Annotated in this window: 22 protein-coding genes; 3 read left to right on the top strand and 19 right to left on the bottom strand. The window is 67.0% G+C overall.

The window, feature by feature from the left end; translation table 11 throughout:
- Window positions 1-154 precede the first annotated feature (154 nt).
- The 4 genes from U4012_RS22465 to U4012_RS22450 all read right to left on the bottom strand — a co-directional run bounded on the left by U4012_RS22465 (window position 155) and on the right by U4012_RS22450 (window position 8,156).
- Window positions 155-688 (bottom strand): RICIN domain-containing protein, encoded by a 534-nt coding sequence (locus tag U4012_RS22465; RefSeq protein WP_052664703.1) that lies wholly within the window; start codon window positions 686-688, stop codon window positions 155-157.
- 209 nt (window positions 689-897) lie between these two features.
- Window positions 898-2,364, bottom strand: coding sequence for a glutamate synthase subunit beta (locus U4012_RS22460; RefSeq protein ID WP_044845973.1), 1,467 nt, complete (start codon window positions 2,362-2,364; stop codon window positions 898-900).
- Between the two features lie 85 nt (window positions 2,365-2,449).
- Window positions 2,450-7,153 carry a glutamate synthase-related protein gene (locus tag U4012_RS22455; RefSeq protein ID WP_044845974.1) on the bottom strand — a complete coding sequence of 1,568 codons (4,704 nt, stop codon included), beginning with the start codon at window positions 7,151-7,153 and terminating at the stop codon, window positions 2,450-2,452.
- 289 nt (window positions 7,154-7,442) lie between these two features.
- Window positions 7,443-8,156 (bottom strand): transposase, encoded by a 714-nt coding sequence (locus U4012_RS22450; RefSeq protein WP_006752972.1) that lies wholly within the window; start codon window positions 8,154-8,156, stop codon window positions 7,443-7,445.
- A gap of 193 nt (window positions 8,157-8,349) precedes the next feature.
- Here U4012_RS22450 and U4012_RS22445 point away from each other — a divergent pair, with 193 nt between their 5' ends.
- Window positions 8,350-9,075 carry an OmpW/AlkL family protein gene (locus U4012_RS22445; protein ID WP_044845975.1) on the top strand — a complete coding sequence of 242 codons (726 nt, stop codon included), beginning with the start codon at window positions 8,350-8,352 and terminating at the stop codon, window positions 9,073-9,075.
- 163 nt (window positions 9,076-9,238) lie between these two features.
- Here the strand turns inward: U4012_RS22445 and ugpQ are convergent, their stop codons facing one another.
- From ugpQ to U4012_RS22385, 12 genes are all read right to left on the bottom strand, one after another.
- Window positions 9,239-10,003 (bottom strand): glycerophosphodiester phosphodiesterase, encoded by a 765-nt coding sequence (gene ugpQ, locus U4012_RS22440; RefSeq protein ID WP_321801836.1) that lies wholly within the window; start codon window positions 10,001-10,003, stop codon window positions 9,239-9,241.
- Window positions 10,004-10,031: 28 nt separating this feature from the next.
- Window positions 10,032-11,117 (bottom strand): sn-glycerol-3-phosphate import ATP-binding protein UgpC, encoded by a 1,086-nt coding sequence (locus U4012_RS22435; RefSeq protein WP_124487847.1) that lies wholly within the window; start codon window positions 11,115-11,117, stop codon window positions 10,032-10,034.
- Window positions 11,118-11,144: 27 nt separating this feature from the next.
- A complete protein-coding gene (gene ugpE, locus U4012_RS22430; RefSeq protein WP_044845977.1) occupies window positions 11,145-11,990 on the bottom strand; it encodes a sn-glycerol-3-phosphate ABC transporter permease UgpE in 846 nt (281 codons plus the stop codon).
- On the bottom strand, window positions 11,987-12,871 hold the full coding sequence (gene ugpA / locus U4012_RS22425) for a sn-glycerol-3-phosphate ABC transporter permease UgpA (RefSeq protein WP_044845978.1): 885 nt from the start codon (window positions 12,869-12,871) through the stop codon (window positions 11,987-11,989). Before ugpA ends, ugpE begins: the two co-directional genes overlap by 4 nt.
- A gap of 98 nt (window positions 12,872-12,969) precedes the next feature.
- Window positions 12,970-14,304, bottom strand: coding sequence for a sn-glycerol-3-phosphate ABC transporter substrate-binding protein UgpB (gene ugpB / locus U4012_RS22420; protein WP_044845979.1), 1,335 nt, complete (start codon window positions 14,302-14,304; stop codon window positions 12,970-12,972).
- Window positions 14,305-14,394: 90 nt separating this feature from the next.
- Window positions 14,395-15,603, bottom strand: coding sequence for a deoxyguanosinetriphosphate triphosphohydrolase (locus tag U4012_RS22415; protein WP_321801604.1), 1,209 nt, complete (start codon window positions 15,601-15,603; stop codon window positions 14,395-14,397).
- Between the two features lie 41 nt (window positions 15,604-15,644).
- A complete protein-coding gene (gene aroB, locus U4012_RS22410) occupies window positions 15,645-16,724 on the bottom strand; it encodes a 3-dehydroquinate synthase (RefSeq protein WP_321801602.1) in 1,080 nt (359 codons plus the stop codon).
- Window positions 16,721-17,275: a shikimate kinase gene (locus tag U4012_RS22405; protein WP_082088580.1), complete on the bottom strand. Its 555-nt coding sequence runs from the start codon at window positions 17,273-17,275 to the stop codon at window positions 16,721-16,723. The genes aroB and U4012_RS22405 overlap by 4 nt, the downstream gene beginning before the upstream one ends.
- Window positions 17,276-17,315: 40 nt before the next feature.
- Window positions 17,316-18,977, bottom strand: coding sequence for a type IV pilus secretin PilQ (locus U4012_RS22400; protein ID WP_321801600.1), 1,662 nt, complete (start codon window positions 18,975-18,977; stop codon window positions 17,316-17,318).
- On the bottom strand, window positions 18,974-19,840 hold the full coding sequence (locus U4012_RS22395) for a pilus assembly protein (protein ID WP_321801598.1): 867 nt from the start codon (window positions 19,838-19,840) through the stop codon (window positions 18,974-18,976). Before U4012_RS22395 ends, U4012_RS22400 begins: the two co-directional genes overlap by 4 nt.
- The gene (locus tag U4012_RS22390; RefSeq protein ID WP_321801596.1) at window positions 19,837-20,472 is read right to left on the bottom strand and encodes a fimbrial protein; all 636 of its coding nucleotides are present in this window, start codon (window positions 20,470-20,472) and stop codon (window positions 19,837-19,839) included. Before U4012_RS22390 ends, U4012_RS22395 begins: the two co-directional genes overlap by 4 nt.
- Window positions 20,469-21,392: a hypothetical protein gene (locus tag U4012_RS22385; protein WP_044845986.1), complete on the bottom strand. Its 924-nt coding sequence runs from the start codon at window positions 21,390-21,392 to the stop codon at window positions 20,469-20,471. Before U4012_RS22385 ends, U4012_RS22390 begins: the two co-directional genes overlap by 4 nt.
- A gap of 226 nt (window positions 21,393-21,618) precedes the next feature.
- Here U4012_RS22385 and U4012_RS22380 point away from each other — a divergent pair, with 226 nt between their 5' ends.
- Entirely contained in the window at window positions 21,619-24,006 is a 2,388-nt protein-coding gene (locus tag U4012_RS22380; protein WP_321801592.1) for a penicillin-binding protein 1A, read from the top strand.
- A gap of 100 nt (window positions 24,007-24,106) precedes the next feature.
- Here the strand turns inward: U4012_RS22380 and cyaY are convergent, their stop codons facing one another.
- Window positions 24,107-24,433 carry an iron donor protein CyaY gene (gene cyaY / locus U4012_RS22375; protein WP_124487840.1) on the bottom strand — a complete coding sequence of 109 codons (327 nt, stop codon included), beginning with the start codon at window positions 24,431-24,433 and terminating at the stop codon, window positions 24,107-24,109.
- 36 nt (window positions 24,434-24,469) lie between these two features.
- Here cyaY and lptM point away from each other — a divergent pair, with 36 nt between their 5' ends.
- Window positions 24,470-24,751 carry an LPS translocon maturation chaperone LptM gene (gene lptM / locus U4012_RS22370; RefSeq protein ID WP_124522252.1) on the top strand — a complete coding sequence of 94 codons (282 nt, stop codon included), beginning with the start codon at window positions 24,470-24,472 and terminating at the stop codon, window positions 24,749-24,751.
- An 85-nt stretch (window positions 24,752-24,836) separates the two neighbouring features.
- Here the strand turns inward: lptM and msrQ are convergent, their stop codons facing one another.
- Complete coding sequence (msrQ, locus tag U4012_RS22365) at window positions 24,837-25,526, bottom strand: protein-methionine-sulfoxide reductase heme-binding subunit MsrQ (protein WP_321801588.1); 690 nt, start codon at window positions 25,524-25,526, stop codon at window positions 24,837-24,839.
- 20 nt (window positions 25,527-25,546) lie between these two features.
- A complete protein-coding gene (gene msrP, locus U4012_RS22360; RefSeq protein ID WP_321801586.1) occupies window positions 25,547-26,542 on the bottom strand; it encodes a protein-methionine-sulfoxide reductase catalytic subunit MsrP in 996 nt (331 codons plus the stop codon).
- Between the last annotated feature and the right edge of the window lie 168 nt (window positions 26,543-26,710).

Raw genomic sequence — 26,710 nt, 5'->3', positions numbered from 1 at the left:
TCAAAACGCGAGCATGCCAAAGCAGAAATTAATGTGGCGAACCGAAGCGGTTTTCCACGATTCCGACTTATCGATGTCACGGCATTCGCGCACGGAATGGGCCGCCCCGTTGCCGCCACGGGCACCACCTTCCCGTGGCGACAACGAACCGTTCTTATGCTCGTAGCGATTGCGGCGCTCTTTCGGCGACTGCCTGGAAGGCATGAACCGGCGTCCATTGCTGTGCGTGGGTCCCGTTGTAGGGGAATGCCCAGACGAGGTTGTTCGCTTGCAGGCTATCGTAATGGTCGTCGATCACGAGGCCTGTGTTGGCGAGGGACGTAATATATCCCGGGCGAATCGAAATGCTCCAGCGCTGCGACGGCGCCCCCGTGAACGGACGCAGGACCAGCGGCGTCTCGGGCGCGACCTTCCCGTCTGCGAAGTCGACCGCCAGCTTGCCGCCGCCGTTCGAATCGCTGAAATCCAGAATGATGCAACCGTGGGTGGGATCGTAGTCCCACAGGGTCTGCACATTCGGGTCGGTGAAGTAGCGCAGTTGTACCGGGGCATTGGGGCCGATCACGCTGCCGTTGGTATTGTTCTGGGCAACACCGAGGACGCGCGTGGGGTCTTGCGTAAACTGAAACGACATCGATATATACGCCATGATTTTCTCCAAAAAGTATGAAAACCAGACCTTTTTCATGCACCTGAATTAATCAGGCGAAAATCACTATAGGTGGCGATAGACCCCGATTCAATCTCTACCTCAATATATCGTTTGATATTTTTGTTTTTATAAATTGTCGATTTAATTGCTGCTTTATTGATTGCCGGCAGCGCTCGGCCCAATAAAAAAACCGGGCGCCCTTTCGGACGCCCGGTTTTCCTCGAAACCCGCTCGCGCGCTTCAGCTCAGCGCGGCAGTTCCGAATGCCCCATCAGGTACGCGTCGACCGAGCGCGCGCACTGGCGGCCTTCGCGGATCGCCCAGACGACGAGCGACTGGCCGCGACGCATGTCGCCTGCCGCGAACACCTTGTCGACCGACGTGTAGTACGAGCGATCGCCTTCGGTCGCCGCACGCGCGTTGCCGCGTGCATCCTTCGCGACGCCGAATGCCTCGAGCACGGTGGCTGCCGGCTGCGTGAAGCCCATCGCGAGCAGCACCAGGTCGGCCTTCATCTCGAACTCGGAGCCCGGCACTTCCTGCATCTTGCCGTCCTTCCACTCGACGCGCACCGCGATCAGCTTCTCGACCTTGCCGTTCTTGCCTTCGAGACGCTTGGTCGCAACCGCCCAGTCACGCTCGCAGCCTTCCTCGTGCGACGACGACGTGCGCAGCTTGATCGGCCAGTACGGCCACACGAGCGGCTTGTTTTCCTCTTCGGGCGGCTGCGGCAGCAGTTCGAACTGCGTGACCTGCTTCGCGCCGTGACGGTTCGACGTGCCGACGCAGTCCGAACCCGTATCGCCGCCGCCGATCACGATCACGTGCTTGCCCTTCGCGAGCAGCTGGTCGGCGAGCTTGTCGCCCGCGTTCACGCGGTTCTGCTGCGGCAGGAAGTCCATCGCGAAATGCACGCCGGCGAGCTCGCGGCCCGGCACCGGCAGGTCGCGCGGCGTTTCCGAACCGCCCGCGATCACGACCGCGTCGAATTCTTCCTTCAGCGTGTCCGGCGAAATGGTTTCCTTCGCGAGGCTGCCGATCGACTCGGGCAGCGGATCCTTGCCGATGAACACGCTGGTGCGGAACGTCACGCCTTCCGCTTCCATCTGGCGCATGCGGCGATCGATCAGCCACTTCTCGAGCTTGAAGTCGGGGATCCCGTAACGCAGCAGGCCGCCGACGCGATCGTTCTTCTCGAACACCGTCACGTCGTGGCCGGCACGCGCGAGCTGCTGCGCGGCGGCGAGGCCCGCGGGGCCCGAACCGACGACCGCGACCTTCTTGCCGGTCTTGTGTTCGGCCGGCAGCGGCTTCACCCAGCCTTCGGCCCAGGCCTTGTCGATGATCGCGTGCTCGATCGACTTGATGCCGACCGGATCGTTGTTGATCCCGAGCGTGCAGGCTGCCTCGCACGGCGCCGGGCAGATGCGGCCCGTGAACTCGGGGAAGTTGTTGGTCGAATGCAGGACTTCGATCGCCTGCTGCCAGTCCTGGCGGTAAACGAGATCGTTGAAGTCAGGAATGATGTTGTTGACCGGGCAGCCGTTGTTGCAGAACGGGATGCCGCAGTCCATGCAGCGTGCGCCCTGGACCTTCGCGTCCGCGTCGGTCAGCGCCGCGACGAATTCCTTGTAGTGCTTCACGCGCGTGAGCGGTGCTTCGTACGCCTCGTGGCGGCGTTCGAACTCCAGAAAACCGGTTGCCTTGCCCATAAGGTGCTCTTCTGTTCGGTGTATCGGGTGGGGGAGCCGCGCGCGGCCGTCAGGCGCGCGCGGCATTCTCTATGTCGTTCGTCGCTCAGGCGGCCAGCACTTCCTTCGCCGCCTTCTTCGCACCGATCTCGCCCAGCGCGCGCTTGTATTCGTGCGGGAACACCTTCACGAACTGGCGGCGCGCCGCGTCCCAGTTTTCCAGCAGCGACTTCGCGCGCGGCGAACCCGTGAACTGGAAATGACGCTCGACGAGCCCCTTGAGCAGCGCTTCGTCCGTCGTGCCCGCATGCCAGAGCGCGCGGTCGACCGTGCGCTCCTGCTCGGCCTGCTGCAGCACCGGCTCGAGCGCGACCATCGACTTGTTGCACTTCGCCGCGAACGTGCCTTCCGGATCGTAGATGTACGCGAGGCCGCCCGACATGCCGGCCGCGAAGTTGCGCCCGGTTTCGCCGAGCACGACGACCGTGCCGCCCGTCATGTATTCGCAACCGTGGTCGCCCGTGCCTTCGACGACCGCCGTCGCGCCCGAGTTACGCACGCAGAAGCGCTCGCCCGCGACGCCGCGGAAGAACGATTCGCCTTCGATCGCGCCGTACATCACCGTGTTGCCGCAGATGATGTTTTCCTCGGACTTGCCGCGGAAGTCGTTGGTCGGACGGATGATGATCCGGCCGCCCGACAGGCCCTTGCCGACGTAGTCGTTGCCGTCGCCGACGAGGTCGAGCGTCACGCCCTTCGCGAGGAACGCGCCGAAGCTCTGGCCGGCCGTGCCCTTCAGCTGGATGTGCACCGCGTCGTCGGCCAGGCCTTCGTGGCCGTGCTTCTTCGCGATCACGCCCGACAGCATCGCGCCGACCGTCCGGTTCACGTTGCGCACCGGCTGGATGAACGACACATGCTCGCCGTTCTCGATCGCGGCCTTCGCCTTCTCGATCAGCACGTGGTCGAGCGCGCGCTCGAGGCCGTGATCCTGCACGTCGACGTGACGCGGCGCGACGTCCTCGCACTCTTCCGGCTGGTAGAACACGCGCGAGAAGTCGAGGCCCTTCGCCTTCCAGTGCTCGATGCCCTTGCGCGTATCGAGCAGGTCGGCACGGCCGATCAGGTCGTCGAACTTCGCGACGCCGAGCTGCGCCATGATCTCGCGCACTTCCTCGGCGACGAAGAAGAAGTAGTTCACGACGTGCTCGGGCTGGCCCTTGAACTTCGCACGCAGCACCGGATCCTGCGTCGCGACGCCGACCGGGCACGTGTTCAGGTGGCACTTGCGCATCATGATGCAGCCTTCGACGACGAGCGGTGCCGTCGCGAAGCCGAATTCGTCCGCGCCGAGCAGCGCGCCGATCACGACGTCGCGGCCCGTCTTCATCTGGCCGTCGGCCTGCACGCGGATGCGGCCGCGCAGGCGGTTCAGCACCAGCGTCTGCTGCGTTTCGGCGAGGCCGAGTTCCCACGGCGTGCCCGCATGCTTGACCGACGACAGCGGCGACGCGCCCGTGCCGCCGTCATGGCCGGCGATCACGACGTGGTCGGCCTTCGCCTTCGCGACACCGGCCGCGACCGTGCCGACGCCGACTTCCGACACCAGCTTCACCGAGATGCTCGAGCTCGGGTTCACGTTCTTCAGGTCGTGGATCAGCTGCGCCAGATCCTCGATCGAGTAGATGTCGTGGTGCGGCGGCGGCGAGATCAGGCCGACGCCCGGCACCGAGTAACGCAGCTTGCCGATGTATTCGGACACCTTGTGGCCCGGCAGCTGGCCGCCTTCGCCCGGCTTCGCGCCCTGCGCCATCTTGATCTGGATCTGGTCGGCCGATGCCAGGTACTCGGCGGTGACGCCGAAGCGGCCCGACGCGACCTGCTTGATCTTCGAGCGCAGCGAATCGCCATCCTTCAGCGGAATGTCGCTGACGATCTCGTCGCCGATCACCGACTTCAGCGTCTCGCCCGACTTGATCGGAATGCCGCGCAGTTCGTTGCGGTAGCGCTTCTCGTCCTCGCCGCCTTCGCCGGTGTTCGACTTGCCGCCGATCCGGTTCATCGCGATCGCGAGCGTCGCGTGCGCTTCCGTGCTGATCGAACCGAGCGACATCGCGCCCGTCGCGAAGCGCTTCACGATGTCCTTCGCCGGTTCGACGTTTTCGATCGGGATCGCCTTGGTCGGCTCGACCTTGAACTCGAACAGGCCGCGGAACGTCATGTGACGCTTGGTCTGGTCGTTGATCAGGTGCGCGTATTCCTTGTAGGTCTGGTACGAGTTGCTGCGCGTCGCGTGCTGGAGCTTCGCGATCGAGTCCGGCGTCCACATGTGGTCTTCGCCGCGCACGCGATACGCGTACTCGCCGCCCGCGTCGAGCATGTCGCGCAGGACCGGGTTGTCGCCGAACGCATCGCGGTGCAGGCGGATCGCTTCTTCCGCGACTTCGAACAGGCCGATACCGCCGACCTTCGAGGCCGTGCCCTTGAAGTACTTCTCGACGAGGTCGCTCGACAGGCCGAGCGCTTCGAAGATCTGCGCGCCCGTGTACGACATGTACGTCGAGATGCCCATCTTCGACATCACCTTCTGCAGGCCCTTGCCGACCGCCTTCGTGAAGTTGTAGACGGCCTTCTCCGGCGACAGGTCGCCCGACAGGCCTTCGGCCATCTTCGCGAGCGTTTCCATCGCGAGGTACGGGTGCACGGCTTCCGCGCCGTAGCCCGCGAGCAGCGCGAAGTGGTGCGTCTCGCGTGCGGAGCCCGTCTCGACGACGAGGCCCGTGCTCGTGCGCAGCCCTTGCTGGACGAGGTGCGAGTGGATCGCCGACGTGGCGAGCAGCGCCGGAATCGCGACGTGCTCGGCGTCCGTCTTGCGGTCCGACACGATCAGCATGTTGTAGCCCGACTTGACCGCGTCGACGGCTTCCGCGCACAGCGACGCGAGGCGCGCCTCGATGCCTTCCTTGCCCCATGCGACCGGGTAGCAGATGTTCAGTTCGTACGCGCTGAACTTGCCGCCCGTGTACTGGTCGATCGCGCGGATCTTCGCGATGTCCTTGAAGTCGAGCACCGGCTGCGACACTTCGAGACGCATCGGCGGGTTGATGTTGTTCGTGTCGAGCAGGTTCGGCTTCGGGCCGATGAACGACACGAGCGACATCACCATGTTCTCGCGGATCGGGTCGATCGGCGGGTTCGTGACCTGCGCGAACAGCTGCTTGAAGTAGTGATAGAGCGTCTTGTTCTTGTTCGACATCACCGCGAGCGGCGAGTCGTTGCCCATCGAGCCGACGGCCTCTTCGCCCTGCTGCGCCATCGGCGCCATCAGGAACTTCAGGTCTTCCTGCGTATAGCCGAACGCCTGCTGGCGGTCGAGCAGCGCGGCGCCCTGCGTGCGGCCGGCCGCGACGTCCTCGGCCTTCGGCTCGATCTCGTCGAGCTTGATGCGCACGGCGTCGATCCAGCTCTTGTACGGCTTCGCGTTCGCGAGGTTGTCCTTGAGCTCCTTGTCGTCGATGATGCGGCCGTGTTCCATGTCGATCAGGAACATCTTGCCCGGCTGCAGGCGCCACTTCTTGACGATCTTCGATTCGGGGATCTGCAGCGTGCCGGCTTCCGACGCCATGATGACGAGGTCGTCGTCGGTCACGATGTAGCGCGCCGGGCGCAGGCCGTTACGGTCGAGCGTCGCGCCGATCTGGCGGCCGTCGGTAAACGCGATCGCGGCGGGGCCGTCCCACGGCTCCATCATCGCGGCGTGGTATTCGTAGAACGCGCGGCGGTTCTCGTCCATCAGCGTGTGCTGTTCCCAGGCTTCCGGGATCATCATCATCACCGCGTGCACGAGCGGGTAGCCGGCCATCACCAGCAGTTCGAGACAGTTGTCGAACGATGCGGTGTCCGACTGGCCCGGGTAGATCAGCGGCCACAGCTTCGGCAGGTCGTCGCCGAGCACGTGCGACGCGATCGCGCCGGTACGCGCGTTCAGCCAGTTCACGTTGCCCTTGACGGTGTTGATCTCGCCGTTGTGCGCGATCATGCGGTACGGGTGCGCCAGCTCCCAGGCCGGGAACGTGTTGGTCGAGAAGCGCTGGTGCACGAGCGCGAGCGCCGACACGACGCGCGCGTCCTGCAGGTCGCGGTAGTACACGCCGACCTGGCCCGCCAGCAGCAGCCCCTTGTAGACGATCGTGCGCGCCGACATCGACGGCACGAAGTATTCCTTGCCGTGCTTGAGCTTCAGCGCCTGGATGCGGTGGCTCGCGGTCTTGCGGATCACGTACAGCTTCCGCTCGAGCGCGTCCGTCACCATGATGTCCTTGCCGCGGCCGATGAAGATCTGGCGGATCAGCGGCTCGCTCGCCTTGACCGTCGGCGAGATCGGCATCGTATGGTCGACCGGCACGTCGCGCCAGCCGAGCACGACCTGCCCTTCTGCCCGCACCGTCCGCTCGAGCTCCTGCTCGCACGCGAGACGCGATGCGTTTTCCTTCGGCAGGAAGATCATGCCGACCCCATATTCGCCGGCCGGCGGCAGCGTCACGCCCTGCTTCGACATTTCCTCGCGATAGAACGCGTCCGGAATCTGGATCAGGATGCCGGCGCCGTCGCCCATCAGCGGATCGGCACCGACCGCACCGCGGTGATCGAGGTTCTCGAGGATCTTCAGACCCTGCTGAATGATCTCGTGGCTCTTCTTGCCCTTGATGTGAGCGACGAAGCCGACGCCGCAGGCGTCGTGTTCGTTTTGCGGGTCGTACAGACCTTGTGCGGCGGGCACCGCGGCGAGCGGCTGCTGGTGGTCGTTCATGGGGACACCGTCGTAAAGGGGCCTCGAGGGCCGTTGAACCATTTTTTTGTTGCCGTCGATCCCGCTCCCGACGGGAGACGGCACGGCCGACAGTGGTTGGGCGAGCTTCACCCGGGCCACCGGAATTCGGAATATACGCGACGAATCAAAGGAATAGCAACAAAAACCGCTTGATCGAACCCCATTTAAACCAATGCTCGAATCTGGTGCCTTTTTATTGGGGCCGTATCGTTTTGGTGCAAAAAGAAGCGGCGCCCGCAGCGCCGCCTCGTGATCCGCCTTTCCCGCATTACTGCTGGATCGGCGGCGTGTTTTCACGCACCTTTCTGGGGCGTCCGCGCGGCAGCGGCGACACGCGGCGGTTCGCCGTGCGCGCCGCCCACTCGCGGTAGTTCTCGCCGCCGAGCACCCAGCCCTTCAGCGTCGCCTGCTGGAGCTGATCGGCCTGCCGCTCGTCGAGCGGCTGCTCGCACAGCTCCTTGTACGCGCGCTGACGGTCGAACGGCGTGTTGCCGAGCGCCCAGTAGAGCGGATGGTCGGTGATCAGGCTGTCGACGGTGAGCCCGACGTGGTGCCGGTAGCTCGACCAGCGATAGGCGTCGGGCGTCGCGACCAGCTGCGCGCGCACCGGGCTCATCTCGACCACGCGGCTCGCGAGCAGGAAATAGCGCTCGCCTTCGATCACGGTCGCGCGATAGCGGCCTTCCCACAGGGTGCCGCGCCGCGAATAGCGCCGGTTGAAATGCGCGACGTAGCGGCGGCCGACCGCCTGCATCGCCTTCGGCAGGCTCGCCTCGTCGCTCGGCGTCACGAGGAGCTGCACCTGACGCGGCAGCAGCACGTAGGCATGCACCGAAAGATGGTGATCGCGTGCCGCGGCCTTCAGACAATCGATGAAGAGTTCGTAGTCCTGGTCGTCGACAAACGCGGGTTGCTGATCCAGGCCGCGCAGTATCACGTGCTGCGGCTGGTCGGGAACGTAGAGTCGTGCTAACCGTGCCATGCTGAATGTCCGTTTGAACGCGTTAGGAAATACCCGAAGGTCCGAAAATGCGCACCTGCGTAGAATGCCTGTCCTGGCGGGGCGCGGAAGCGTACGGTCGTGCGAATCCTAGGGAGAAAGCTCTAACTTGCGAGCTTGTTTGGTTTTAAACGCAGTCGTCATAATGAGCACGCCTTTGATCGGAGGAGACACAATGAAACGAAAACTGGCCATTACGGGGGCCGTGGCGCTCGCATTCGCGGGCGGTACGGCACACGCACAATCCGCAGGTGATTTCTACGTCAGCACCGGCTGGCTGCACTTTTCGCCGCAGGACAGCAGCGACCCGCTGTTCGTCTACGGCGTCGGCGGCACGCCCATCAACCAATCGATTCCCAACACCGGCGCCGGCATCAACGACGCCGATACGCTCGGTCTCGCAGCGGGCTACTTCGTCACCGACCATATCTCCACCGAGCTCGTGATGGGGATACCGCCGAAGTTCGACATTACCGGCAAGGGTCGGTTCGAAAACTTCGGCGTACTCGGCCGTGCGTACCAGTGGAGCCCCGCCGTGTTGCTGCGCTACCACTTCAACGACGCCAACGCGAAGTTCCGTCCGTATGTCGGCGTCGGCGCGACATATACGTGGTTCACCGGCGCAAAGATCACGAACAGCAGCTTCGAGAACGGCGTGCTCGGCGGCCCGACCAGCGCGACGACCAGCAACCAGTGGGCGCCCGTGTTCAACGCCGGCTTCACGTACAACTTCACGAAACACTGGTTCGGCGGCCTGTCGATCTCGTACATCCCGATCAGCGTCACCGCGACCTTCACGACGGCCCGCCGGACGCCGGTCGGCACCCTGACCGAAACGTCGAAAGCGAAGATCTCGCTCAATCCGATCGTCACGTACCTGAACATCGGCTACCGCTTCTAAGCGTAGTCGAATATTTGGGGAATGGTTAATCCTGCTGCAATTTGTAGCCGATTTTTCGTGACGTAACGTCTCCACGATGGAAAACGCCCCGGCGGAAACCCGCCGGGGCGTCGTTTTTTTGCCTCAGGGTTTTCCCGCGACCAGCATCGCGCGGGACCGGTCGCTACGCGATGTCGTCCAGCGCATCGGCGGCGATCAGGTCGATCCGGTCCGTGCAGACCGCATCGACGCCCCAGCGCGCGAGTTCGCGCGCCCGGGCGAGGTCGTTGACCGTGTACACCAGGATCCGCAGGCCCGCCGTCTTGATCGCGCGCACGAGCGGTTCGTCGAGCTCCTTGTGGCTTGCGTGCAACGATACGCAGCCGAGCGCACCGACGACCTGCGCGTGCCAGTCGTCCGGTACCGCCTCGTACAGCATCCCGCGCGGCAGCGCCGGTGCGCTCGCGCGCGCCTGTTGCAGCGCCTCGAACGAGAACGACGACAAGAGCGGCGGCACCGCCGCGCCATGCCAGTACGCGGCCGCATCCGCTGCGACCCGCTGCCCCGTGTCGCGCTCGCGGCCCGGGCACGGCTTGATCTCGACGTTCGCCGCCAGCCCGTGCGCGACGCAGCGCGCCGCCGCCGCCTCGAGCGTCGGCATCCGCTCGCCCGCGAAACGCGCGTCGAACCAGGCACCGGCGTCGAGCGCGGCCAGCGCCGCATAACGCATGCCCGCCGCCGGGCCGCGGCCGTTCGACGTGCGGTCGACCGTGTCGTCGTGCAGGAGGAACGTCACGTCGTCGGCGGACAGCTTCGCGTCGAACTCGACCATCCGGTGACCGCGCCGCGCGCCCTCGTCGAACGCGGCGAGCGTGTTCTCCGGTGCGAGCGTGCCGCCGCCGCGATGGGCGACGACGCGCGGATAGGGCCAGTCGGTTCGGGAAGTCATCATGCGCCTCGCAACGGGTTCGTCAGGTTCAGCCGGCCCGCTTGCCGGTCTCGGGATCGAAGAAATGCAGCCGGTGCGCGGGCAGCGCGGCACCCAGCGCCGTGCCGCGCGCGGGACGATCCGCGTGCGGCAGCCGCACCGCGACGTCGTGGTTGCCCCAGCGGCCGTGCGCGAGGTTGTCCGCGCCGAGCAGCTCGCACGAGTCGACCGGCAGCGTCGCCTGCGCGACACCCGGCTGCGGCGTCATGTGCTCCGGCCGCACGCCGAGCACCCAGTCGCGCCCGGTGGCGATCGCGGTGCCGATGCCGGGCGCGCCGGCGACCGGCAGCGCCGGGCCGCCGCCCGCGACCGTAAACGTCGCGCCATCCTCCGACAGCCGGCCGTGCATCAGGTTCATCGCCGGCGAGCCGATGAAGCCCGCGACGAACACCGTCGCCGGCTTCTCGTACACGTCGACCGGCGCGCCGATCTGCTCCGCATAGCCGCGGTTCATCACGATCACGCGCTGCGCGAGCGTCATCGCCTCGATCTGGTCGTGCGTCACGTACACGCTCGTGGTCGCGAGCCGCGCATGCAGCCGCTGGATCTCGAGCCGCATCTGCACGCGCAGCTTCGCGTCGAGGTTCGACAGCGGCTCGTCGAACAGGAATACCGACGGCTCGCGCACGATCGCGCGCCCCATCGCGACGCGCTGTCGCTGGCCGCCCGACAGTTCGCGCGGCCGCCGCGCGAGCAGCGGCTCGAGCTCGAGGATCTTCGCGGCGGCAGCGACCCGCGCGTCGATCGTCGCGCGCTCGATGCCGCGGATCTTCAGCCCGTAGCCCATGTTCTGCGCGACCGTCATGTGCGGATACAGCGCGTAGTTCTGGAACACCATCGCGATGTCGCGATCCTTCGGCTCCAGCGCATTCACCACGCGCTCGCCGATCGCGATCTCGCCGTCCGTCACCGTCTCGAGCCCCGCGATCATCCGCAGCAGCGTCGACTTGCCGCAGCCCGACGGGCCGACCAGCACGATGAATTCGCCGTCGGCGATCTCCACGTCGATGCCATGCAGCACGTGCTGCTTGCCGTCGTAGGATTTCCTGACGCCCTTCAAGCTCAGCGCAGCCATACCTTGTCCTTCTCCCGGTTACGTCAGTTATTTTTCGGAATCGACGAGGCCGCGCACGAACCAGCGCTGCATCGCCAGCACGACGACGAGCGGCGGAATCATTGCCAGCAGCGTCGCCGCCATTACGTATTGCCATTCGGTCGCGGCGTCGCCGCTCGCGATCATCGTCTTGATGCCCACCACCGCCGTCGACAGCGACGCCTCCGTCGTGATCAGGATCGGCCACAGATACTGGTTCCAGCCGTAGATGAACGTGATCACGAACAGCGCCGCGATGCTCGTCTTCGACAGCGGCAGCACGACGTCCCGGAAGAAGCGCAGCGGCCCCGCGCCGTCGATGCGCGCGGCGTCCATCAGCTCGTCGGGCAGCGTCATGAAGAACTGGCGGAACAGGAACGTCGCGGTCGCCGATGCGATCAGCGGCAGCGAGAGCCCTGCGTAGGTGTTCGTCATGTGGAGCGTCGACACGACCTGCACGGTCGGGAAGATCCGCACCTCGACCGGCAGCATCAGCGTGATGAAGATCAGCCAGAACGCCGTGTTGCGGAACGGGAAGCGGAAGTAGACGATCGCGTACGCGGACAGGATCGACACCGCGATCTTGCCGACCGCGATCGCGAGCGCCATCACGAAGCTGTTGACGAGCAGCCGGCCGAACGGCGCCGTCGTGCCGCCGCTGCCGTGCCCCCAGATATAGGCGACGTTCTCCAGCAGGTGCGTGCTCGGCACCAGCGACAGCGGGATCGTGAACACTTCCTGCGCGTTCATGGTCGCCGCGCAGAACGCGACGTACACGGGGAACACGATCAGCACGACGCCCGCGATCAGCACCGCGTGGCAAAACAGGTCGAAGCCCTTGCGATTTTCGATCATGCGTATTGCACCCTGCGTTCGACGAAGCGGAACTGGATCACCGTCAGGCCGACGACGATGATCATCAGCACGACCGACTGCGCACCCGAGCTGCCGATGTCGAGCCCCTGGAAGCCTTCCGTGAAGATCTTGTAGATCAGCGTCTTCGTGCTCTGCGCGGGGCCGCCGGCGGTGGCCGCGTCGATCACCGGGAAGGTGTCGAAGAACGCGTAGACGAGGTTCACGACCAGCAGGAAGAAGCTCGTCGGCGACAGCAACGGCAGCACGATGTGGAAGAAACGCCGCACCGGCCCGGCACCGTCGATCGCCGCCGCCTCGATCAGCGAGCGCGGAATCGCCTGCAGCCCTGCGTAGAAGAACAGGAAGTTGTAGCTCACCTGCTTCCATACCGACGCGAGCACGACGAGGAACATCGCCTGGCCGCCGTTCAGCGCGTGATTCCACACGATGCCGCCCTTCGCGAGCGCATAGGTGACGAGGCCGATGCTCGGGTTGAACAGGAACGCCCACAGCACGGCCGCGATCGTCGGCGCGACCGCATACGGCCAGATCAGCAGCGTGCGGTATACGCGCGCGCCGCGGATCACGCGGTCGGCGCAGGCGGCGAGCAGCAGCGACACGACGAGCCCGCTGACCGTGACGAGCGAGCTGAACACCAGCGTCGTGCGGAACGAGTCGAGGTACAGCGGGTCGGCGAACAGGTGCGTGAAGTTCGCGAAACCGACGAATTCACTCGACGTGCCGAACGCGTCCTGCATCTGCGTCGACTGCCACAGCGCGACGCCGGCCGGCCACAGGAAGAACACGGCGGTGATCGCGAGCTGCGGCGCGATCAGCAGGTACGGCAGCAGGCTCGCGCCGAAACGGGAACGGGATTGCATCGCGGGTGTCCGGAGGCGAAACGGGAAGGGAACCGTGCCGCCGGCCCGCACGCGCGCATACGCGATGCGGCGGCCGGCGGCACGAACGCGATGCAGGCTCAGCCGCCCGACTTCTCGAAGCGGCGCAGCAGCTCGTCGCCACGCGAGGCCGCCGAGTCGAGCGCCTCCTTCGGCGACTTCTTCTCCGCCCAGACCTGCTCCAGCTCTTCGTCGACGACCGTGCGGATCTGCGGCATGTTGCCGAGGCGCAGCCCCTTCGTATACGGCAGCGGCGGCTTGTTCATCATCTGCTTGATCGCGGTTTCCGCGCTCGGGTTCTTCGCATAGAAGCCCTGCTGGCGCGTGAGTTCGTACGCGGCCGTCGTGACCGGCAGGTAGCCGGTTTCCTGGTGCCACTTCGCGGCGATCGGCGGCGAGGCCAGGAATGCGAGGAACTTCGCGACGCCCTTGTAGGTCGCCGGATCCTTGCCGGCCAGCACCCACAGGCTCGCGCCGCCGATGATCGCGTTCTGCGGCGCGCCCTTCACGTTCGCGTCGTACGGCATCATGCCGGTGCCGTAGCTGAACTTCGCGAACTTCTGCACGTTCGCGAGCGCGCCCGACGACGTCGTCAGGATCCCGCAGTCGCCGCTGTAGAACTTCGCCGATGCCTCGTCCTTGCGGCCCGCGTACGTGAACGTGCCGTCCTTCTGCATCTGTTGCAGGAACGCGATGTGCGCGACCTGCTGCGGCTTGTTGAATTCGAGCGCCGCGTCGGCGCCGTCGAAGCCGTTGTTGCGGCTTGCGAACGGCAGCGCATGCCACGCGCTGTAGTTCTCGAGCTGGATCCAGCCCTGCCAGCCGGTCGTGAAGCCGCACGTCATCCCGGATTTGCGCAGCTTCTCCGCGGCGGCCTGCACGTCGGCCCACGTCTTCGGCGGCTGGTTCGGGTCGAGCCCGGCCTTCTTGAACGCGTCCTTGTTGTAGTACAGCACCGGCGTCGAGCTGTTGAACGGCATCGACACGAGATGGCCCGTCTTCGCGTCGCTGTAGTAGCTCGCGATGGTCGGTACGAACGCCTTTTCGTCGAGCGGCACGCCGGCCTGCTTGAACACGTCGTAGACCGGCACGACGGCCTTCTTCGCCTGCATCATCGTCGCGGTGCCGACTTCATAGACCTGGAGGATCGCCGGCGCGTTGCCGCTACGATAGGCGGCGATGCCCGCCGCGAGTGCCTGGTCGTACGTGCCCTTGAAGACCGGCACGATCTTGTAGTCGCTCTGCGATGCGTTGAACTGCGTGGCGAGCTCGTTGACGCGCTCACCGAGCGCCGACTCCATCGCATGCCAGAACTGGATCTCCGTCGCGGCGAACGCCGCATGCTGCACACCGAACATGAGCGCGCCGCCCAGCGCGATCGAGCGAACCATTGTCCCCGCGGGCTTCTTCTTCATCGATCTCTCTCCTGTGAAAACGTTACCAACAGCGTGTGCAACATTCCCGTCGCCATTGAACCGGCGAAGTCTAGTGATCGTTTGTGACAGTCAGTTGTCGTTGATGACGAACAGGCGCTGGTATTCCTTCAGCGCGAAGCGGTCGGTCATGCCGGCGATGTAGTGCGCGACGAGGCGCGGCTGCTGCGCTTCGTCGTCCGACTGGTACGGCGGCGGCAGCAGGCGCGGATCGTCGATGAACGCGTCGAACAGCCCGGTGACGACGCGCTGCGCCTTGTTCGCCATGCGCATCACCTTGTAGTGGCGATACAGGTTCTTGAACAGGAAACGCTTGAGGGCCGCCGCCTGCGCGGCGATCGGCTCGCTGTGCGCGACGAGCGGCGGCGCGGCGCGCACGTCGTCGAGCGACGCGGGCGCGACACGCGCGAGATTGCGCGTGGTCTCGTCGATCAGGTCGACGATCAGCGTGTTGATGATGCGGCGCACCGTCTCGTGCACGAGGCGGCGGCCTTCGAGATGCGGGAATTCGGCGAGCGCCGCGTCGTAGTGGCGCTGCCACAGCTCGACTTCGGCGAGCTGCTCGATCGTGATCAGGCCGGAGCGCAGGCCGTCGTCGACGTCGTGGTTGTTGTACGCGATTTCGTCCGCGATGTTCGCGAGCTGCGCTTCCAGCGACGGCTGGCGGCCTTGCAGGAAACGCTCGCCGAGTGCGCCGAGCTTGCGGGCGTTCTCGCGCGAACAGTGCTTGAGGATGCCTTCGCGCGTCTCGAAGCACAGGTTCAGGCCATTGAACGCGCCGTAGTGCTCCTCGAGTTCGTCGACCACCGCCAGGCTCTGCAGGTTGTGCTCGAAGCCGCCGTGCTCGCGCATGCACGCATTCAGCGCGTCCTGCCCGGCATGGCCGAACGGCGTATGACCGAGATCGTGCGCGAGCGAGATCGCTTCGACGAGATCCTCGTTCAGGCGCAGGTTGCGCGCGACCGAACGCGCGATCTGCGCGACTTCGAGGCTGTGCGTGAGGCGGGTGCGAAACAGGTCGCCTTCGTGATTGACGAAGACCTGCGTCTTGTATTCGAGCCGGCGGAACGCGGTCGAATGAACGATGCGGTCGCGGTCGCGCTGGAATTCGGTGCGCGCCGCCGGCGGGGTTTCCTGATGGCGGCGGCCGCGCGACTGCGACGCGTGGGCGGCATACGGAGCGAGATGGGCTTCCAGCGCCGCCAGCGTCGGCGGCTCGGCCAGCGCCGCGACGGATGCGCGGCCGGCTCGGGTCGGTTTGCTGCTGGATGTCTCGCTCACGTCTCCTCCATGTCAGGGGCGCCGGGGCATCCGGGGCGCCGTTACCGGGTCGTCTGCGCCAGGGTAGCGAACACGGCTTCGTCGGGCGCCTGGGTGATCAGCGTATCGCCGAATCGCTTCAGCAGGATGAACTTGATCGCACCGGCTTCGGCCTTCTTGTCGACGCGCATCAGGTCCATGTAGCGCGCATCGCCGAGTGCCGGCCCGCGCACCGGCAGATGTGCGGCGGCGATCACCGCGTCGAGCCGCTGCCGCGACGCTTCGTCGAGCAGGCCGAGCCGCACCGACAGGTCGCCCGCCATCACCATCCCGCAGCCGACCGCTTCGCCGTGCAGCCACTCGCCATAACCGAGCCCGGCCTCGATCGCATGGCCGAACGTATGGCCGAAATTCAGGATCGCACGCAGCCCGCCTTCGCGTTCGTCGGCTGCGACCACGCTCGCCTTGATCTCGCACGAGCGCTTCACCGCATGCGCGAGCGCGGCCGGCTCGCGGCGGTTCAGCGCCTCGACGTTCGCCTCGATCCAGTCGAAGAATGCCGCATCGGCGATCGCGCCCGTCTTGATGACCTCGGCCACGCCGGCCGCCAGCTCGCGATCGGGCAACGTGGTCAGCGCGCCGATATCGGCGACCACGGCCTGCGGCTGGCAGAACGCGCCGATCATGTTCTTGCCGAGCGGGTGGTTGATGCCCGTCTTGCCGCCGACCGACGAATCGACTTGCGACAGCAGCGTCGTCGGCACCTGGATGAACGGCACGCCGCGCATGTAGCACGCGGCGGCGAAGCCGGTCATGTCGCCGATCACGCCGCCGCCGAGTGCGACGAGCGTCGTCTTGCGGTCGGCGCGCTCGGTCAGCAGGCCGTCGAAGATCAGGTTCAGCGTTTCCCAGTTCTTGTAGGCCTCGCCGTCCGGCAGCACGACCGTCGACACGCGCTTGCCGAGCGGCGCGAGCGCCGCGCGCAGCACGTCGCCGTAGAGCGGATCGACCGTCGTGTTCGTGACGATCGTGACCGACGAACCGGTGATGTGAGGGGCGAACAGCTCGGTGCGGCCGATCAGGCCGGCACCAATGTGAATCGGGTAGGCGCGCTCGCCCAGATCGACGTTGACGGTAATCATGCTTGTAGCGGCTTGGCGATGACGCCTGCCAGTTCGAGTTGCATCAGCACCATGTTGACGAGGCCGTTGACCGACGGGCGGCCGGTCTCGATGATGAAGTCCGCGCATTCGCGGTACAGCGGGTCGCGCACTTCGTAGAGCGCTTCGAGACGCGCCTTCGGATCGTCGGTCTGCAACAGCGGGCGGTTCTTGTCCTTGCGGGTGCGCAGCCACAGATCGTGCGGATTGGCGCGCAGATAGATGACGATGCCGCTGCTTTTCAGGCAGTCGCGATTCTCGGGCCGCAGCACCGCGCCGCCGCCCGTCGCGAGCACGATGTTCTCGCGCTGCGTGAGATCGGCGATCACCTGCGATTCGCGGTCGCGAAACCCGGCCTCGCCCTCCATCTCGAAGATCACCGGAATGCGCGCACCCGTGCGGGCCTCGATTTCGTGGTCGGAGTCGAAGAACGTCCTGTCGAGCCGGCGCGCGACCGCACGGCCCACGGTGGTCTTACCCGCTCCCATAAGGCCGACGAAAAATACGTTTGCGTGTGGGTCCCGCGCTTGCAACGGCTTCCTCTGCTTGAATCTTGCTGGTGTGTGGCGCAGCTTACTGGCAAAGCGGCTGCCTTGTCGAGCCTGCGCCGCCGACTTCCGGCCCCGTTTTTCGCGCATCCGCGTCGCCCGCGCCGGCCGTTTCGCAACGCGCGCCGACGACCGTCGGCGTGATGAAGACGACCAATTCGCTGCGCTGGTCGCGCCGTGCGCGGTGCCGGAAAAGCGCGCCCAGTACCGGTATTTTGCCCAAGAGCGGCACCCGCGTCACATCGTCCCGGTTCAACTGCTCGTAAATCCCGCCGATCGCGACCGTTCCGCCGTCCTCGACCTCGACGCGTGTCTGGACGTGCTTCGTATGAATCGCCGGGCCGGCCGCCGTCGGCTCGCCGATGCTGTCCTTCGTCACGTCCAGGTCCAGCACGACGCGCCCGTCGGGGGTGATCTGCGGCTCGACCTCGAGCTTCAGCGTCGCGCGGCGGAACTGCACGCCGCTCACGCCGTTGCCGACCTTCGCCTGGTACGGCAGTTCCGAGCCCTGTTCGACGATCGCCTTCACGCGGTCGGCCGTCACCACGCGGGGGCTGGAAACGATCTGGCCCCGCCCCTGCGCCTCGAGCGCGCTCAATTCAACGTCGAGCACGCGGCTGAGCGGCGCGGCGAACAACGTGAAGCCGGCCGTCGCCGCCTCGAAGCCGCCGAGCGGTCGTGCGGCCAGGTCGAGCGCGTTGCGCGTGTCCGTCGCGAATGCCGCGCCGTCGGCCGCGGGCGCCCGTCCCTGCGCGCGCAGCGCGACGCGTGCGCCGAGGTTGCGCGAGAAGCCCTGCTCGCCTTCTACGATCCGCGCCTCGATCCGGACCTGCCGCGATGGCCGGTCGATCGCGTCGATCAAGCCCGCGATCTGCGCGATGCGCGGCGCCAGATCGGTGACGAACAACAGGTTCGTGCGCGGATCGGCCGCCGCGGCACCGCGTTTCGACAGCAGGCGCTGGCCGGTCGCTCCGGCCAGCAGCCGCTGCACGTCCTGCGCGCGCGGGTAATGCAGCGCGAAGGTCCGGCTCGCGAGCGGCTCCAGCTCGGCCGCGCGTGCGTGCGTTTCGAAGCGCTCGCGCTCGCGCGCGGCGAGTTCGGCCGCCGGCGTGACCCAGATCACGTTGCCGCGCCGGGACATCGCGAGCCCGTGCGTGTCGAGCAACGTGTCGAACGCATCGCGCCAGCGGACATTGTTCAGACGTAACGTCACGGTGCCGCGCACCTGCTCGCCGACGATGATGTTCAGCCCGGTGAATCGCGCGAGCGCGTCGAACGCGGCGGCGAGCCCGGCGCCTTGCAGATTCAGCGAGATCCGCCGCGCGTCATCCGCATCGCCGGGGTGCCGGGCCGCGGCGTCGCTCATGCGCGTCGGCGGCGGCAATGGAATCGGCGGCCCTTCCAGCCGGGGCACCGGTGCGATTGTGTCCGCTTGAAGCGCCGCGCGCACGGCGTGATCGAACGGCGGCCGGCCGTCATGCGCGGGCGCTGCACCGTCCGCGCCGTCCGCACCGTCGGGCGCACCCTGCGGCAGCGGTGTGTCCTGGGCATGCGCCTGCATCGATGCGATCGGCCAGCCGGCCGGCGGCAAAGGCGGCAACAGGGGCAACGGCGGCAGCGCCGCGTGTGCCGCGGCCACGCCCGATCCGACCCAGAATGCGATCGCCCGCCATCCGTACTTCGTCATGGGCGACCTCCGTCATCCATGACGAACCGGCGCGCGCCATCAGCTGTCGCAAGCGTCACCGCACCGGCATCGACGCTCACCACGCGTGACATCCCGAACGCTTCGCCCGGCGCAACGGTCGCGAATGCGCCATCGCCCGCGTCGAACAGCGCGAGCCCGGCGCGTACGTCGCGAATCGTGCCGGCCAGGCGCGGCGTCGCATCGTCGGCCTGCGCTGGCAAGCCATCGCCGCCGAATGGATCGTCGCTCGGCACGCCGGCAAGCAGCCGCACCGTGCCATCGGGAACACGAGCCCCCGACAGCGCCGGAAACACGTCGATCGTCATGTCCACCCGCAACGCGGGCGGTTTCCGCTCGATGTGCAGCCTCGACGGCACCACCAGCGCGGGAAAACTCGCCAGCCCGCCGATCAGCCGCAGCAACGCCGGAAAGCCGCCGTCCGCGACGATCCGCACCGTGCGTCGGCCATCCGGGGCCGCTTCGTCAGTGCGCCGCGGCTCGATCGACACGATCCGCAGTCCGCTCGCGCCGGCCAGGTCCGCCAGCTCAAGCATCAGTGCGGGCCACCCCGATGCACGCGGCACGCTGGGGGCGTGCCCGGCGGCTGGGCCCGGGTTGCGCCGTGGCGCGGTCGCGAGCAGCCGCTGTGCGTCGGCGGCACGCACTTGTGCCGTTGCCAGCAACGCGCGACTGCGTGCGAGTCCGCTCGCGTCGACAGCATCCATCAGATGAATGCCGCCCATCGTCACGCACGCGAATGCCGCCACGCAGCCGATGGCATGCGCCGCGGCCGGCGACATCCGCGCCATGCGGCCGCGCCGCCCGGCACCGGCTGGCATGGACCGATGCGTGATCGCCGTCATGCGTCGCCTCCCGCTGCGTTCTGCCGCGGCGGCGCGTCGTGCCAACGCACCTGCACGGAAAACCGGAACGGCACGGCCGAACCCGTGACCGGCGTGGCCGAAGCAGGTGTCAGCGCACCGACATCGAATCGCCAGTCACGCTGCTCGACCGCAATCCGTGCGAGCCACCGCGCGGCCGCCCGGTAACTCGTCGTGCGCGCGTCGAGCACGGCGCCGGACGCAGTCGTGCGCAATGCGTCGAGCCGGACGGTGTCGTCGCGCACCTGCGCCAGCGTCGCGAGCAGCCCGGCGACACGCCGGCAAGGCGCGGCAAGCGCGGCCGCCCGTGCATCGCGTCGCGCGAGGTCGGCGGCCACGCCGGCGGCGCGCCGTTCGGCATCGATCCGTGGCTGCAATTGCCGCAGCCGCGCCTCCACACGCGTACGCTCCGCATCCACGCGCCATCGCCACGCCGTCGCCGCCCCCGTCCAAACGCAGGCCCCGAGCACGCCGAGCACGATCGCCGCCCCGCACTGCGCGGCACGGCGCCGCCGCAACGCCTGCGCCAGCCGCTCACGGTACGGCAGCAAATTGAAGCCGCCGAGCACGGCGTGGCCGGCGGCAGTTCGCCCGAACCCCACATCGGCCATCATTCCCACACCCCGCGCAGCGCCAGCCCGATCGCGAGGGCAAACGCCGGACCGCCCTGCGTTCCGGCGGGCACGCCCGGCAGCCCGTCCCATCCGGTGCAGTCGAACGGCACCGCGGCCACGCCGAGCGCATCGCCGATATCGGCGGCCGACGTACCGCAGCGGGCGATGCTGCGCGCGTCGCCGGCTACGAGCACGCAGCGCACCGGCTCGAACACGCACTGGCGCAATGCGTCGGGGAACGCCGCCTGCACGTCGCCGGACACCGCGAGCACCGGTACGGCGATCGAACCGTCGACCCGCCAGCCGCGCACGCCCGTGTCGCAGAACCAGAATGCGGCGTACGGGCCGTGGGCATCGGGTTCGAACTGCGCGGCATAGCGCAACGCGCGCAGCGCGGCGGCCGACTCGCCGTCGACGGCCGTCAGGTCGACGCCGGCCTGCGCGGCGACGTCGATCCGCCGTTCGAGCAATGCCTGCGGCGCCACGGCGACCTCGATCTCGCCCGAGCACGCGCCGTCGTCCTGCCGCCAGTCGAACGCGAGGCTGTGGGGCGGCAGCCCCGAGATCCGTTCAGCGGCCTGCCGGGCGGCGTCCGCGACGTCGTCGCGCCCGGCCAGATCGAGCGTCGCGGTCCGCATTTCGTCGTCGCGCAGCGCCATCACGCCGCGCGTGTCGCAGCGCACGCCCGCCGCCGACAATCGCGACACGGCCGCCGCCAACGCGCGTGCGACCGCGGCCCAGCGCGCCTCCTCCGGCCCGTCCTGCAATCCGACCGGCTCCCGCTCGAGTCCTTCGACCCGCACCTCCACGGCCCGCCCGCGCCGGCTCAGCACGGCCACCCTCACCTCGTCCGCCCCGACGTCGATGCCCGTCGAACGGTGCCTGCCCGGCGCGAACCGCGCCGCCCATCGTCCTGTCATCCCAGCCTCCCGCGATCGTTGCGGCCCACGCCGCGTTTCCGAGGCCTGATTCTGCAAAGCGGCGCGTGTGCCCGACAGTCGGCCGGACGGCCAGTTGTGGCACGGGGCGACCTCGCGGACACTATGCCGGCGGCACCGCGATCAGCCGGTTTCCGGCCGCCGCCCCCCGCGTCAGGACCGGTCTTACCGGGCAGCTATAATCGCGGGACTGTTTTCCGGTATGCCTATGCAATCCACGTCCCCTACGTCCCCGCCTCCCGCGCCCGAGCCGAAGAAGCGGTCCTGGTGGCTGAAAGTCCTGATCGGCCTCGCCGCGATATGCGTGGCCCTCGTCGTGGCCGGCGGCCTCGTGCTCGGCTACGCGCTCGTCGTCGCGTGGCCGAACATGCCGTCGCTCGACGCGCTGACCGACTATCGTCCGAAGGTACCGCTGCGCATCTATACGTCCGATCACGTGCTGATCGGCGAATTCGGCGAGGAACGCCGCGACATCGTCCATTTCAAGGACGTGCCCGACTCGCTCAAGAAGGCGATCCTCGCGATCGAGGACGCACGCTTCTACGATCACGGCGGCGTCGACCTCACCGGCATCGCCCGCGCCGGCTTCGTCGCACTGACGAATGGCCATGCGTCGCAGGGCGCGAGCACGATCACGATGCAGGTCGCGCGCAACTTCTTCCTGTCGAGCGAAAAGACCTACACGCGCAAGATCTACGAAATGCTGCTGGCCTACCGGATCGAGCGCGCGCTGACGAAGGATCAGATTCTCGAGGTCTACATGAATCAGATCTATCTCGGCCAGCGTGCGTACGGCTTCGCGAGCGCCGCGCGGGTCTATTTCGGCAAGGACCTGAAGGACATCACGCTCGCCGAAGCGGCGATGCTCGCGGGGCTGCCGAAAGCGCCGTCCGCGTATAACCCGGTCGTCAATCCGAAGCGCGCGAAGGTGCGCCAGGAATACATCCTGCAGCGGATGCTCGAGCTGAACTTCATCACGCGCGAGCAGTACGACCAAGCCGTCGCGCAGCCGCTCGCCGTCAAGGGTGCGGGCCGCGAGTTCAGCGTGCACGCCGAGTACGTCGCGGAAATGGTCCGGCAAATGATGTACGCGCAGTACCGCGAGGAAACCTATACGCGCGGCTTCAACGTCGTCACGACGATCGATTCCGCCGACCAGCAGGTTGCCTACACCTCGCTGCGCAAGGGCATCATGGATTACGAGCGCCGCCACGGCTATCGCGGGCCGGAAGGCTTCATCGAATTGCCGGCCGGCGCCGACGATCGCGAGCAGGCGATCGACGATGCGCTGCTCGAACACCCCGACAACGGCGAGCTGATCGCGGCGGTCGTCACCGCGGCCACCCCGCGCCAGATCACCATCGCCTTCATCGACGGCAGCAGCGCGACGATCGAAGGCGACAACCTGCGCTTCGCGTCGGGCGCGCTGTCGGCCGGCGCGCAGCCGAACCGCCGCATCCGCCCGGGCGCGATCGTCCGGGTCGTGAAGAACGACGCCGGGAAGTGGTCGATCACGCAGTTGCCGCAGGTCGAAGGCGCGTTCATCTCGATCGTTCCGCAGGACGGCGCGATCCGCTCGCTGGTCGGCGGCTTCGACTACAACAAGAACAAGTTCAACCACGTCACGCAGGCGTGGCGGCAACCGGGTTCGTCGTTCAAGCCGTTCATCTACTCGGCATCGCTCGACAAGGGCCTCGGGCCGGCCACGGTGATCAACGACGGCCCGCTGTATTTCAGCGCCGCGGAAACCGGCGGCCAGCCGTGGGAACCGAAGAACTACGGCGGCGGTTTCGAAGGCCCGATGTCGATGCGCACCGCGCTGCAGCGCTCGCGCAACCTCGTGTCGATCCGGATCCTGAACCACATCGGCACGAAGTACGCGCAGCAGTACATCACGCGCTTCGGCTTCGACGCCGACCGCCATCCGGCCTACCTGCCGATGGCGCTCGGCGCGGGCCAGGTCACGCCGCTGCAGATGGCCGGCGCGTACTCGGTGTTCGCGAACGGCGGCTTCCGCGTGAATCCGTACCTGATCGCCGAAGTGACCGATCCGAACGGCGCGGTCGTCGCCCGCGCGCAGCCGCTCATCGCCGAGCAGAACGCGCCGCGCGCGATCGACGCGCGCAACGCGTACGTGATGAACAGCCTGCTGCAGAGCGTCGCGCAGCGCGGCACGGGCGCGCGCACCAACGTACTGAAGCGCACCGACCTCGCAGGCAAGACCGGCACGACGAACGACTCGCACGACGCGTGGTTCGCCGGCTACCAGCACACGCTCGCGGCGATCGCGTGGATCGGTTACGACAACCCGCGCAGCCTCGGCGATCGCGAAACCGGCGGCGGCCTGTCGTTGCCGGTCTGGATCGACTATATGGGCGCGGCGCTGAAGGGCGTGCCGGAGTTCAAGCCCACGATGCCGGACGACGTCCAGGCACTCGGCAGCGAGTTGTACTTCACCGACTTCACGCCGGGGCACGGCTTCGTGTCGACGGTCGGCGTGCCGCAGGCGCCGGCGGTGCAGAGCACCGACGAAGCGGTGCCGCACGTCGACGAACAGGAGAAGCAGGACATCATGAACCTGTTCCGCGGCCACTGACACGAACGGCCCGGGCATGAAAAAAGCGCCCCGCGGGGCGCTTTTTCTTTGTGCTTCGATCCGGCGTATCGGCCGCCCGGCCAGGCAAGCGCCGGACGCGTTACGCGCCGAACGTGATCGGCAGGCCGGCCTGCTGCGTTGCGTATTCGGTAAGCGCCGCGAAGAACTCGGTGCCGGTGCGCGTATCGCGCCATTCGCCGTCCACGAAACGGTAATGGAACCCGCCCGCCTTCGCGGCGATCCACAGCTCCTTCATCGGCGGCTGGAGGTTGACGATGATCTTCGAGCCGTTCTCGAACGTCAGTGTCAGCACGCTGCCGTTGCGCTCCAGATCGATGTCGTGATCGCCGTCGTTCGCGGCATCCACGGTACGCTCGACGGCCGCCAGCACGGCCTCGGCGCGGGCCAGGTATTCAGTATCGGACATGCTAAACTCTATCGGTTAAATTGTTCAGGGACGATCATGCGAGTCGTTTTCCGGATGAGCGCGATTGTAGCGGCTTTGGCGATTCTTGCCGGCTGCGGTCAACGCGGTCCGCTCTATCTGCCCACCGTGCCCCCGTTGCCGGCGAAGCCCATCCAGCAGCAGGACACGGCGCCGTCCGACGTCACGCCGACCGATGAAAACGCGTCGTCCGACAGCATTCCCGATTCTTCCGGCACGCCGCTCACGCTGTCACCGGAGCTGTCGAGCGATGCATCGAAGGCCGTGACGCCGGCATCCGGCCCGGCCGCCACGCAGTAAGCGTGCGCCGCCGCTCGCGCGGCTTCCTGCGCGACCAAGGCGATGACTGCCCGTCATCGCCTTTTGTTTTTCCGAGCCCGCCTCGTCATGCGCGGACGCGCCGCCAGCCCCATTCGAGCAGGCGCCAGCCGAGCAGCACCGCAACGATCACCGCGTAGAGCTTCGGCTGCGCGAGATTGTGCTTGCCGGCCCTCATCCACCAGAAATGCAGCACGCCGAACAGCGCGATCGCATAGATCGCGCGATGCAGCGTCGCCCAGTGACGGCCGAGCCGGCGCACCATCGCGCGCGGCGAGGTCGCGGCCAGCGGAATCAGCAGCACGAACGCGGCGAAGCCGACCGTGATGAACGGACGCTTGCCGACGTCCTTCAGGATCGCGAGCACGTCGAACCACTTGTCGAACCACAGATACGTCGTGAAATGCAGCGTCGCGTAAAAGAACGCGAACAGGCCGATCATCCGGCGAAAGCGCAGCAACGCTGAAACGCCCGTCACGCGCCGAAGGGGTGTGACGCCGAGCGTGAGGCAGAGCATCACCAGCGTCCAGAGGCCCGTCGAGCGCGTGATGAATTCGATCGGGTTCGCGCCGAGCCGGTCGGTCAGCCCGAACAGCACGAGACGGGCGAGCGGATAGAGTCCGGCCGCGAAAACCAGTACCTTGGCGGGGGCAAGCCAGCGCGGCGCGGCAGCACGCGCTGCGCCGCCCCGGGAACTGCCGGCGGCAGCCGTGCGCGTGCCGGACGCGCGCGCGGGCGTCAGCGTCGAAGGAGGCATGTCGTTTCTCACCGGCGCACTCAGAAGTTCTTCTTCAGGTCCATGCCCTGATACATCGACGCGACGAGATCGCCGTAGCCGTTGAACATCAGCGTCTTGCGCTTCGGCGTGAAGAAGCCGTCCTCACCGATCCGGCGCTCGGTCGCCTGGCTCCAGCGCGGGTGATCGACGTTCGGGTTCACGTTCGAATAGAAGCCGTATTCGTTCGACGCGTACGTGTTCCAGCTCGTTTTCGGCTGCTTGCCGACGAAGCGGATCTTCACGAGCGACTTCGCACTCTTGAAGCCGTACTTCCACGGCACGACGATCCGCACCGGCGCGCCGTTCTGGTTCGGCAACACCTGGCCGTACACGCCCATCGTCAGCAGCGTCAGCGGATTCATCGCCTCGTCCATCCGCAGCCCTTCCGAGTACGGCCAGTCGAGCACCGGCGTCGACAGCCCCGGCATCTGCGACGGATCGGCCAGCGTGACGAACTGCACGTACTTCGCGTTGCCGGTCGGTTGCACGCGCTTGATCAGCTCGGACAGCGGCACGCCGATCCACGGGACCACCATCGACCAGCCTTCGACGCAACGCAGCCGGTACACGCGCTCTTCGAGCGGCGCGAGCTTCAGCAGTTCGTCGAGATCGAACACCTTCGGGTGCAGCACCTCGCCTTCGACGCTCACGCGCCACGGGCGCGGCCGCAACGTGCCGGCGTTTTGCGCCGGGTCGCCCTTGTCGGTGCCGAACTCGTAGAAGTTGTTGTAGGACGTGATGTCCTTGAACGGCGTCACCTGGTCGGCCGCGACGAACTTCGGGTTGGTTTTCGCCACGAGCTTCGCGGCCCGCGCGTCGGGCGACGCATAGGCGGCGAACGCCGCGCCGCTGCCGCCGAGCAATCCGCCCGCCGCCGCCAGGCCGGCGGCCTGCAAGACGCGCCGCCGGTTCTCGAACACCGCGCGCGGCGTAATCTGGCTCTGCGCGATGTCACCGCCGGTCAGTACGGTGCGCAAAGGGTGTTTGATCCACATCGTGCTGCTCCTCCTGCATGCGCGGCGCGCACGCTTCATGAGCGTTCGACCCGACCCATCCTGCGCCGTTCGACGCCCGGACCGCCCGCCCGTTACAAAAGAAAACCGCCGGGCACGCAGTGCGCCGGCGGTCTTTTGTCGGACCCGCGTCGGAAATCTTACAGCTTG

Origin of the sequence: Burkholderia sp. BCC1988, from assembly GCF_905339895.1 — a bacterium.
Classification (GTDB): Bacteria; Pseudomonadota; Gammaproteobacteria; order Burkholderiales; family Burkholderiaceae; genus Burkholderia.
This window is presented reverse-complemented; position numbering and strand designations above follow the sequence as displayed.

Excerpts from the sequence above, each read along its gene's own strand:
- aroB (WP_321801602.1), bottom strand. The coding sequence starts at position 16,724 with ATGATTACCGTCAACGTCGATCTGGGCGAGCGCGCCTACCCGATTCAC.
- ugpB (WP_044845979.1), bottom strand. The coding sequence starts at position 14,304 with ATGAAGAAGAAGCCCGCGGGGACAATGGTTCGCTCGATCGCGCTGGGC.
- ugpE (WP_044845977.1), bottom strand. The coding sequence starts at position 11,990 with ATGATCGAAAATCGCAAGGGCTTCGACCTGTTTTGCCACGCGGTGCTG.
- U4012_RS22390 (WP_321801596.1), bottom strand. The coding sequence starts at position 20,472 with ATGATGGCCGATGTGGGGTTCGGGCGAACTGCCGCCGGCCACGCCGTG.
- U4012_RS22445 (WP_044845975.1), top strand. The coding sequence starts at position 8,350 with ATGAAACGAAAACTGGCCATTACGGGGGCCGTGGCGCTCGCATTCGCG.
- U4012_RS22435 (WP_124487847.1), bottom strand. The coding sequence starts at position 11,117 with ATGGCTGCGCTGAGCTTGAAGGGCGTCAGGAAATCCTACGACGGCAAG.
- msrQ (WP_321801588.1), bottom strand. The coding sequence starts at position 25,526 with ATGCCTCCTTCGACGCTGACGCCCGCGCGCGCGTCCGGCACGCGCACG.
- U4012_RS22455 (WP_044845974.1), bottom strand. The coding sequence starts at position 7,153 with ATGAACGACCACCAGCAGCCGCTCGCCGCGGTGCCCGCCGCACAAGGT.
- U4012_RS22400 (WP_321801600.1), bottom strand. The coding sequence starts at position 18,977 with ATGACGAAGTACGGATGGCGGGCGATCGCATTCTGGGTCGGATCGGGC.
- msrP (WP_321801586.1), bottom strand. The coding sequence starts at position 26,542 with ATGTGGATCAAACACCCTTTGCGCACCGTACTGACCGGCGGTGACATC.
- U4012_RS22380 (WP_321801592.1), top strand. The coding sequence starts at position 21,619 with ATGCAATCCACGTCCCCTACGTCCCCGCCTCCCGCGCCCGAGCCGAAG.
- cyaY (WP_124487840.1), bottom strand. The coding sequence starts at position 24,433 with ATGTCCGATACTGAATACCTGGCCCGCGCCGAGGCCGTGCTGGCGGCC.
- lptM (WP_124522252.1), top strand. The coding sequence starts at position 24,470 with ATGCGAGTCGTTTTCCGGATGAGCGCGATTGTAGCGGCTTTGGCGATT.
- U4012_RS22465 (WP_052664703.1), bottom strand. The coding sequence starts at position 688 with ATGAAAAAGGTCTGGTTTTCATACTTTTTGGAGAAAATCATGGCGTAT.
- U4012_RS22460 (WP_044845973.1), bottom strand. The coding sequence starts at position 2,364 with ATGGGCAAGGCAACCGGTTTTCTGGAGTTCGAACGCCGCCACGAGGCG.
- U4012_RS22385 (WP_044845986.1), bottom strand. The coding sequence starts at position 21,392 with ATGACAGGACGATGGGCGGCGCGGTTCGCGCCGGGCAGGCACCGTTCG.
- U4012_RS22450 (WP_006752972.1), bottom strand. The coding sequence starts at position 8,156 with ATGGCACGGTTAGCACGACTCTACGTTCCCGACCAGCCGCAGCACGTG.
- ugpA (WP_044845978.1), bottom strand. The coding sequence starts at position 12,871 with ATGCAATCCCGTTCCCGTTTCGGCGCGAGCCTGCTGCCGTACCTGCTG.
- U4012_RS22395 (WP_321801598.1), bottom strand. The coding sequence starts at position 19,840 with ATGACGGCGATCACGCATCGGTCCATGCCAGCCGGTGCCGGGCGGCGC.
- ugpQ (WP_321801836.1), bottom strand. The coding sequence starts at position 10,003 with ATGACTTCCCGAACCGACTGGCCCTATCCGCGCGTCGTCGCCCATCGC.